Genomic DNA, 8,070 nt, shown 5'->3' with positions numbered 1-8,070 from the left:
GGAATAATTTATTGAAAAATAAAAAGAGATGCCAATGCATCTCTTTTTTATTTAATGGTAATGCCCATGCTATTTTTGAAGTGGCTCAATGCGAAGTCGTGACCAGCTTGTGATAGACCTGCAACACCTTGTTCGTGGACGATTATATTATAATTTAAGTTATATGCAGAAACAGCGGTGTGTAATACACAGATTTCGGTACATACACCCACTAAATGAATAGTATCGATCTTTCGTTCTCTTAGATATAAATCTAAATCAGTTCCAGCAAAAGAACTGTATCTAGTTTTATCGAACATGTATACATTTTTTTCATTCGCATGCTGGTTATACCAATCATTTAGTGATCCGTAAAATTCTCGCCCCCAAGTATCTTTTAGGTTATGTGGTGGGAATAATTTAGTTTCTGGGTGATATGGATTGTTTTCTTCGTGTAAATCGGTTGGTAATATTACTTCGTTACCGGATGATCTAAATTGTTCTGCTAAATCCACAATATAATCTACTAAATCTTGTCCAGGTTTTCCAACAGTTAAGTTACCATTGTCGTCTACAAAATCGTTAGTGTAGTCAATGATAAGAAGGGCTTCTTTAGGCATAATAATTATCTCCTTAATTATATTACTACTATTATATATGATAATTATAGAAATGCCATTAAATATTATATAAATTATAAGTTTGCTTTAATTGAACTTTTATCTTTCGAAATAGCTTAAATTGATACCGTTTAGAAAAATAACGATTGAGTTCAATATCATTAAATCGATATTAATTTCTTTAGTAATAAAGAACATAAATAGACTGTAAACGAAAATAAAACATAAAATGGATATTTTTATCGGTCTGATAATTGTAGTGAAATTAATGATGATTTGAGAGATTAGTAATAAACAAAAGATATTGAATATTAAAGCAACAGTGGTTTCATTAATCGAACTTATATCTGAAATCATGTGGTTGGAACTTAAATGGATCATACTGACAAAGAAGTATAAAGCTGCCAATAGACCTTCTGATATTGAAATTACAATGTTAAAGATAATTTTTTTCATAATTTATGCTCCTAAGAAATCAAAAATTCACGGAATAAATTATACAGCATGTATAAAAAATGGTCAATCCATTCCTTTTGATAGCATAAAACAAATGTTATGGTAAACTTTATTTAATTATGTTTTTTTGATAGGGATAAAAAGGTTACTTATAGATAATTTTAAAAATATGGATGGGTTAATTAACGTTGTTTTAACCTTGCTAACAATGGATTTTAATTTTTAATGGAAGGGAGTGAAATTGAGTAATGTAATCACTTTCAAAAATGATTTTGGAAGTATATAATTACTCTTTGATTTCAAAAAATTCGGAAAAAAATAAAATAGTTCGGAGTGAATACTTAAATGATTAGACTAGCTAAAAAATATCTAGTCTGGTGGGCCGTTGTCGCAGCTGTTCTTTTTATGGTTGCTCAAGTGTCTTCAGACTTATATTTACCAACCGTTACATCTAATATCATTGATAAAGGTGTCGCACAAAATAATGTCAGTTACATATGGTCACAAGGTTTTAAAATGCTGGCAGTTGCATTCGTTGGGGTAATTTCCGCTGGTGGAAATATCTTCTTTGCAGCCACCCAATCTCAAAAGATGGGTAAAAAGATTAGATCTGCTTTATACAGAAAAATTATTTACTTAGCGGATCAAGATTTAGATAAATTTGGGGATGCTTCATTAATTACTAGAAATACTAATGATGTTGTCCAAATCCAAAACGTTATGATTCAAGTATTAAGAATGATGGTAATGGCTCCAATCATGTTAGTAGGGGCTATGATTCTTGCATTTGTTAAGAGTCCACATTTAACTGTTGTCTTCTTATGTTCTCTACTTGTATTAGCTGTATCTGTATCAATCGTAATGATGTTTGCAGGACCTTTGTTTAGAAAATTACAAGGTCAAACAGATAAGTTAAACCTAGTCTTTAGAGAAGGGTTAACTGGTGTTCGAGTTATTAGAGCATTCAATCGTGATAGCTATGAACAAAATCGTTTTGATAAATACAACAATAAATATGCTAAAACAGGAACTAAGGTATTTATGATTACTTCATTAATGTTCCCATTAATGACATTCATCCTTAGTGGAACCAATGTTGGAATCGTTTGGTTTGGTGCCAAAATGATTTCTCATAACACTTTAGCTGTTGGTAACTTAGTTGCATTCATGACTTATGCAACTCAAATCTTAATTAGTTTTATGATGTTATCAATGCTTTTTGTTTTCATTCCAAGAGCACAAGCTTCTGCTGCTCGTATTAATGAAGTTTTAGATGTGAAAGATTCAATCGTTGATGGTGAAAATGTTGTTGAACCTAAGAGCAGTGATGCTTCAATCGAATTTGATCACGTTGACTTCAAGTATGGTGATACTGATAAATTATCATTATCAGATATCAATTTTAAGGCGAAGTCTGGACAAACAGTTGCCATTATCGGAGAAACTGGTTCTGGTAAATCAAGTTTAGTTAATTTGATTCCACGTCTTTATGATGTTACAAATGGTGAAATTAAGATTAACGGAACATCTGTAAAAGATATGACCCAAAAGGATCTTCACAAGCTAATTTCCATTACTCAACAAAAGGCGGTTCTATTTACAGGAACTGTTCGTGAAAACATGTTGTATGGTAATGAAAATGCTACCGATGATGAAATTTGGCATGCATTAAGCATTGCTCGTGCTGATGACTTTGTTAAAGAAGAAGGCGGATTAGATTCACGTGTTGAACAAAACGGTGATAACTTCTCTGGTGGTCAAAAGCAACGTTTAGCAATCGCTAGAACTATTTTGAAGAATGCTGACATTTATGTATTCGATGATTCATTCTCAGCATTAGACTTCAAGACTGATGCGTTATTACGTCAAGCTCTTAACAATGATGAAAAAATTCAAAAGGCCATCACAGTTATTGTGGCACAAAGAATTTCCACTGTTGCTGATGCTGACTTAATCTTAGTATTGAGCAATGGTAAGGTGGTTGGTTCAGGTAACCACAAGGAATTATCAGAAAACAACCCTTATTACCGTGCTATCTTAGCATCACAAATCAAGGAAGGGGATGACCAAAATGCATAATCACAGTCGTGGTAAAAAAGAAAAACCAGAAAACTTCTGGTCAGCAACTTGGCGTTTAGTTAAATACGTTAAGCCATGGTTGTTGGGAATTATTATTACCTTAATCATGTCGGTCGCTGCGGTTATTCTCCAAATTGTTACTCCTAAGGTTTTAGGGGAAGCAACAACTGAAATTTATAAAGGTGTTACCAAAGCTTTTGTAATGAAGAAAATGGGACTACATGTCTCAACATTACCAATTGATTTTAGTGCAGTTGGTCATATCTTAATTATTGTCGCTGCTTTATATATTGTGGCTGCATTATTCAATGTTGGACAACAATTTATCATGACTTACATTTCACAAAAAGTTGTCTACCAATTAAGAAAAGATTTAAAAGCAAAACTACAAAGATTACCAATTTCATATTACGACACTCATTCAAATGGGGATATTATGTCTAGAATGATTAACGATATGGATAACATCTCTACAATGCTTCAAACGAACTTAACTCAATTTATTACTAGTGTGCTATTGTTCTTTGGTGTTTTATATATGATGTTAACAATTAGTTTCTCACTAACATTAGTCGCTTTATGTACATTGCCATTAATTGGAATTATTGTTGGTGTGATCGCACCTAAATCACAAAAGTTCTTTAGTAAGCAACAAAGTCATTTAGGGGAAGTTAACAGTCAAGTTGAAGAAAACTTTGCTGGACACACAATCATTAAGACTTTTAACCGTGAAGAAGAAGCAATTAAAAAGTTTGAAGAACAAAACGATAAATACTACAGCTTTGCATGGAAGGCTCAATTTGTTTCAAGTTTTATGTTCCCATTAATGAACTTCGTTAAAAACTTGAACTATGTTTTTGTTGCCGTTTTTGGTGGGATTAAAGTTGCGGCTGGAACTGTTACATTAGGTAATGTTCAAGCGTTTTTACAATATGTAAACATGTTTAACCAACCAATTACCAACCTTGCTAACTTAACTAATACCATTCAATCAACCATTGCTTCTGCTGAAAGAATTTTTAAAATTCTAGATGAACCAGAAATGGTGGATGAAAAAGTAGATATTGCACCAATCGAAACTACTGACAAGATTAAGTTTGAAAATGTTAACTTTAGATACTTACCAGATAATCCACTAATTAAGGACTTCAATTTGGATGTTGAAAAGGGAACAACAGTAGCGATTGTTGGACCTACAGGGGCTGGTAAAACCACTATTATTAACTTGTTAGAAAGATTCTATGATATTGATTCAGGATCAATTAAATTAGATGGTGTGGATACTCGTCAAATGAGTAGAAGTGATTTGCGTTCTCACATTGCAATGGTGCTACAAGATAGTTGGCTATTTACTGGAACTATTTTTGACAACATTAAGTATGGAAATGCAGATGCTACTGATGAAGATGTATACCGTGCTGCTAAAGAAGCACAAGCAGATGAATTCATTGAAAAACTACCTGATGGATATAACACGGTTCTAAATGAATCAGCATCCAACGTATCACAAGGTCAACGTCAATTGATTACAATTGCGCGTGCGTTCTTAGCTAACCCAGACATTTTAATTTTAGATGAAGCAACTAGTTCTGTTGATACAAGAACTGAATCGTTAATTCAAGATGCAATGGATAATCTAATTAAGGGTAGAACTAGTTTCGTGGTTGCCCACAGATTATCAACAGTCCAAAATGCCGAAAAGATTATTGTTATGAATCATGGACAAATTAAAGAAACCGGAAATCATCAATCATTGATGGCTGAAAATGGTTTCTATGCTGATTTATATAACTCTCAATTTATTGGTAACAACCTATAAGATAGAAGGTTAATAACATGCAATATTCTGAGACTATCCAATCTATTGAACAATTAGTGAAAGATCAAGTTGTTCCAGGTGTTAACTATGCTTTTATAGATGAAGGTAGTGTTCAACGTTTCTTAATTGGTAATCGTCAATTATTACCGGTTAAGAAACCTTTAGCTGATGGTCATCTAATATATGATATGGCCTCATTAACTAAAGTCGTTGGAACTACAATGGTAATTCTGAAATTGGCTGAACTGGGCAAATTGAGTTTAGATGATTCAATTTCAAAGTATTTGCCAAAATGGAAATTTAGTGAAGTTACCATCAGAAATTTAATTTGCCATACATCTGGCATCGAAGGGTATATTCCTAATCGTGACAAACTCAATCATGATGAATTGATAGACGCCTTACTAGGGCTTCATGTCGGATTAGGTTTGAACAAAGAGATGCATTATGCAGATGTTAACTTCATTTTTTTAGGCTTAATTGCAAAACAGATTACAGGCGAATCGATTCATCAATTGATTACTGAATATGTTTTACAGCCACTGAAGATGGATAACAGTTCATTTCATCCTAACCCTGCGGATTGTGTTCCGACTGTTTATGATGAACGTCATGGCTTATTGCAGGGAACTGTTCATGATCCTAAAGCGCAGGTTTTAGGGGATGACTGTGGGTCAGCTGGATTATTCAGTAATATGGATGATTTGATTAAATTCGTTCAGTCAATTTTAAATCCGGCTGAAAACCCAGTACTTTCAGAAGAGACACTGGCTGGTTTTTATAAAGACCAAACCGGTTACGATTTAGGTCGAACATACGGTTTTGAAAGATTAGATTATGAGGGGATGCACTATATTTGGCAATCTGGTTTTACAGGAACCTTTATTGTGATAATCCCAGAAAAGAAAAGGGCAATGATTTTTCTATCTAATCGAGTTCATCCGGTTTCTCCTAATGAAGAATTCATTGAAAGAAGAGCACCGTTAATTGAAACTTATTTAAAAGCAAATAAAAAAGACGAATCGTAAGATTCGTCTTTTTTTAATATGATTCTGAAACATCAATTTGTTCTTGTGCAGAAAAGTCATCATTTGGATATCTACGTTTTAATGCTTTGATTAAAATGTGTTTAGCAATGATGTTATTTCTTGCAAGGATAGGACCATGGAAGTAAGTGCAGTATACGTTCTTAAAGATTGCACCTTCAGCGTTATCAGCACCATTGTTACCATAACCTTGTTCAACGTCACCTAAAGGACGTTCACCATTACCAGTGTAGGTAACACCTTGATGATTTTCAAAACCGTGGTAAACTTCGCCAGTTTCTTTATTTTTAATTTTAATATCACCGATGAAACGGTTATCGTGTTGTTGTTCTGTGTAGTGATCTAATACACCAATTCCTGGAATTTTATTTCCTTCGGCATCGATATAGTACTTACCTAGTAATTGGTAACCACCACAAATGGCAAGTAAGCAACCATCAGAATCAATGAATTTTTTAATTTCATCCTTCTTAGTTTGGAAGTCTTTTGAAACAATACTTTGTTCAAAATCTTGACCTCCACCAAAAACGGCGATGTCATAGTCATCAGATTTAAAATCTTCGTCTAGACTAACAACCTGTGATTCAACGTTGATGCCCATTTTTTTACCGTAATATTTTAATACTAAGATATTTCCTAAATCACCGTAAGTATTCATTAAATCACCATATAAATGGGCGATGTGTAATGTATATTCTTTGGTCATTATTCCATACCTCCCTTAATGTAACCTTTTTCAGCAAAGTCTTTTCTTAATTGAAGCATTGCAGTATAAGTTGCTAAAATATAAACCTTTTTAGTTGGTAGTGAAGGGATTTCTTCAACTACTTTTTCTAAATCTGGTTGAACTTCATGAATGTCTTCATCGACTCCAGCAACTTTAAATCTAAAGGTGATATCTTTGTATCTTTCACCACCAGTGATGAATTTTTTAATTGGCATTTGAGTGAAACGTTCAAATTCACCGTCCCAAATCCAACTAGTATCAATTCCATCAGCGTAGTTGGCATTTAACAAGCAGATTAATGAAAAATTATCTTGTTCCTTAGAGATAGTATCAATCACTTGGTTCAAACCAACGGGATTTTTAACCAACACAAGGGTAGTTTCCTTACCATCAATGTCGATTAATTCTTGTCTACCAAAGACACGTTCGTTTGCAGTAAATGCTTGGGCGATGTCTTTTGGATCAACATCTAATAATCTTCCAACAGAGTATGCAGCAAGGGCGTTGTAGATGTTGTAAACACCACCAATACCAATAGTTAGGTTTTGACCATCAACAGTGAAGTCTGATGAGTTGGGTGTTAAGTTATCTAGTTTAGTTAATTCGTGTGATAACTCAGGGCGCTTGAATCCACAATGTTCACAGAAGTAGTTACCTAAGTTGGCATAACTAATGTAGTGATAGTGCAAAATATTTTGACAAACTGGACATAAAACACCGTCAGTATTTGGTTCAGCTTTGAAGTTATCGCCATCTTCGTGATTTTTAAATCCGTAAAAAATCTTTGGATTTGGTAAATCAACTGAATTAAAGATAGGCGCATCACCATTTGCAATGATAGTTGCGTTAGGAGCTAACTTTACACCATCGATAATTTTTTTGTAAGTAGTGTAAATTTCGCCATAACGATCCATTTGATCACGAAAAATATTGGTGAATACAAAAGCAATTGGTTGAATATGTTTTGTAAGCTTAATAACGTTTGCTTCATCGACTTCTAGCACTGCTAGTGGTCGGTTACTTTTAGGATTTTTAGCTTTTAAGAATGTAGTAACCAATCCTTGTTCCATATTAGAACCAGAAGGATTAGTAACCACGTTTTGGTATTTTTGTTTTAGGACTTGAACAGTTAGTGCTGTGGTAAGGGTTTTACCGTTAGTACCAGTTACAACAATAATGTCGTAGTTTTGACCTAAATGTTTTAAGATTGCAGGATCGATTGCAGTGGTAATTTTACCAGGAAGTGAACTTCCACCATTCAGAAATGTGTGTAAGAACCAGTATGATGATTTACCCGCAAAAGTCGCAAATTCGCTTCTTATAGACATACTTGTACTCCTTAAT

At 33.6% G+C, this 8,070-nt stretch carries 7 protein-coding genes; 3 read left to right on the top strand and 4 right to left on the bottom strand.

Annotated elements, in window-relative coordinates; all coding sequences use genetic code 11:
* Positions 1-47: 47 nt before the first annotated feature.
* Both M3005_RS03940 and M3005_RS03935 read right to left on the bottom strand, forming a co-directional pair.
* Complete coding sequence (locus tag M3005_RS03940) at positions 48-599, bottom strand: cysteine hydrolase family protein (protein WP_293793874.1); 552 nt, start codon at positions 597-599, stop codon at positions 48-50.
* Between the two features lie 99 nt (positions 600-698).
* Complete coding sequence (locus M3005_RS03935; protein ID WP_293793871.1) at positions 699-1,055, bottom strand: hypothetical protein; 357 nt, start codon at positions 1,053-1,055, stop codon at positions 699-701.
* 345 nt (positions 1,056-1,400) lie between these two features.
* Between M3005_RS03935 and M3005_RS03930 the strand changes: the two genes are divergently transcribed.
* From M3005_RS03930 to M3005_RS03920, 3 genes are read left to right on the top strand one after another with little or no spacing between them, the layout of a single operon-like run.
* Positions 1,401-3,134, top strand: coding sequence for an ABC transporter ATP-binding protein (locus tag M3005_RS03930; RefSeq protein ID WP_293793868.1), 1,734 nt, complete (start codon positions 1,401-1,403; stop codon positions 3,132-3,134).
* Complete coding sequence (locus M3005_RS03925) at positions 3,127-4,953, top strand: ABC transporter ATP-binding protein (protein ID WP_293793866.1); 1,827 nt, start codon at positions 3,127-3,129, stop codon at positions 4,951-4,953. The genes M3005_RS03930 and M3005_RS03925 overlap by 8 nt, the downstream gene beginning before the upstream one ends.
* Before the next feature lie 17 nt (positions 4,954-4,970).
* Positions 4,971-5,981: a serine hydrolase domain-containing protein gene (locus M3005_RS03920; protein WP_293793862.1), complete on the top strand. Its 1,011-nt coding sequence runs from the start codon at positions 4,971-4,973 to the stop codon at positions 5,979-5,981.
* Between the two features lie 13 nt (positions 5,982-5,994).
* Here M3005_RS03920 and M3005_RS03915 read toward each other — a convergent pair whose 3' ends face one another.
* Positions 5,995-6,705 carry a type 1 glutamine amidotransferase gene (locus tag M3005_RS03915; protein ID WP_293793860.1) on the bottom strand — a complete coding sequence of 237 codons (711 nt, stop codon included), beginning with the start codon at positions 6,703-6,705 and terminating at the stop codon, positions 5,995-5,997.
* On the bottom strand, positions 6,705-8,054 hold the full coding sequence (locus M3005_RS03910) for a Mur ligase family protein (RefSeq protein ID WP_293793858.1): 1,350 nt from the start codon (positions 8,052-8,054) through the stop codon (positions 6,705-6,707). The genes M3005_RS03915 and M3005_RS03910 overlap by 1 nt, the downstream gene beginning before the upstream one ends.
* Positions 8,055-8,070 lie beyond the last annotated feature (16 nt).

The organism is Apilactobacillus sp. (genome assembly GCF_025290035.1).
Lineage (GTDB): Bacteria > Bacillota > Bacilli > Lactobacillales > Lactobacillaceae > Apilactobacillus.
The sequence above is the reverse complement of the archived record's forward strand: the minus strand, read 5'-3'. Positions and strand labels throughout refer to the sequence as shown.

What these genes read in the sequence shown, in the direction of transcription:
- M3005_RS03940 (WP_293793874.1), bottom strand. Translation starts at nt 599, where the DNA reads ATGCCTAAAGAAGCCCTTCTTATCATTGACTACACTAACGATTTTGTA.
- M3005_RS03935 (WP_293793871.1), bottom strand. Translation starts at nt 1,055, where the DNA reads ATGAAAAAAATTATCTTTAACATTGTAATTTCAATATCAGAAGGTCTA.
- M3005_RS03930 (WP_293793868.1), top strand. Translation starts at nt 1,401, where the DNA reads ATGATTAGACTAGCTAAAAAATATCTAGTCTGGTGGGCCGTTGTCGCA.
- M3005_RS03925 (WP_293793866.1), top strand. Translation starts at nt 3,127, where the DNA reads ATGCATAATCACAGTCGTGGTAAAAAAGAAAAACCAGAAAACTTCTGG.
- M3005_RS03920 (WP_293793862.1), top strand. Translation starts at nt 4,971, where the DNA reads ATGCAATATTCTGAGACTATCCAATCTATTGAACAATTAGTGAAAGAT.
- M3005_RS03915 (WP_293793860.1), bottom strand. Translation starts at nt 6,705, where the DNA reads ATGACCAAAGAATATACATTACACATCGCCCATTTATATGGTGATTTA.
- M3005_RS03910 (WP_293793858.1), bottom strand. Translation starts at nt 8,054, where the DNA reads ATGTCTATAAGAAGCGAATTTGCGACTTTTGCGGGTAAATCATCATAC.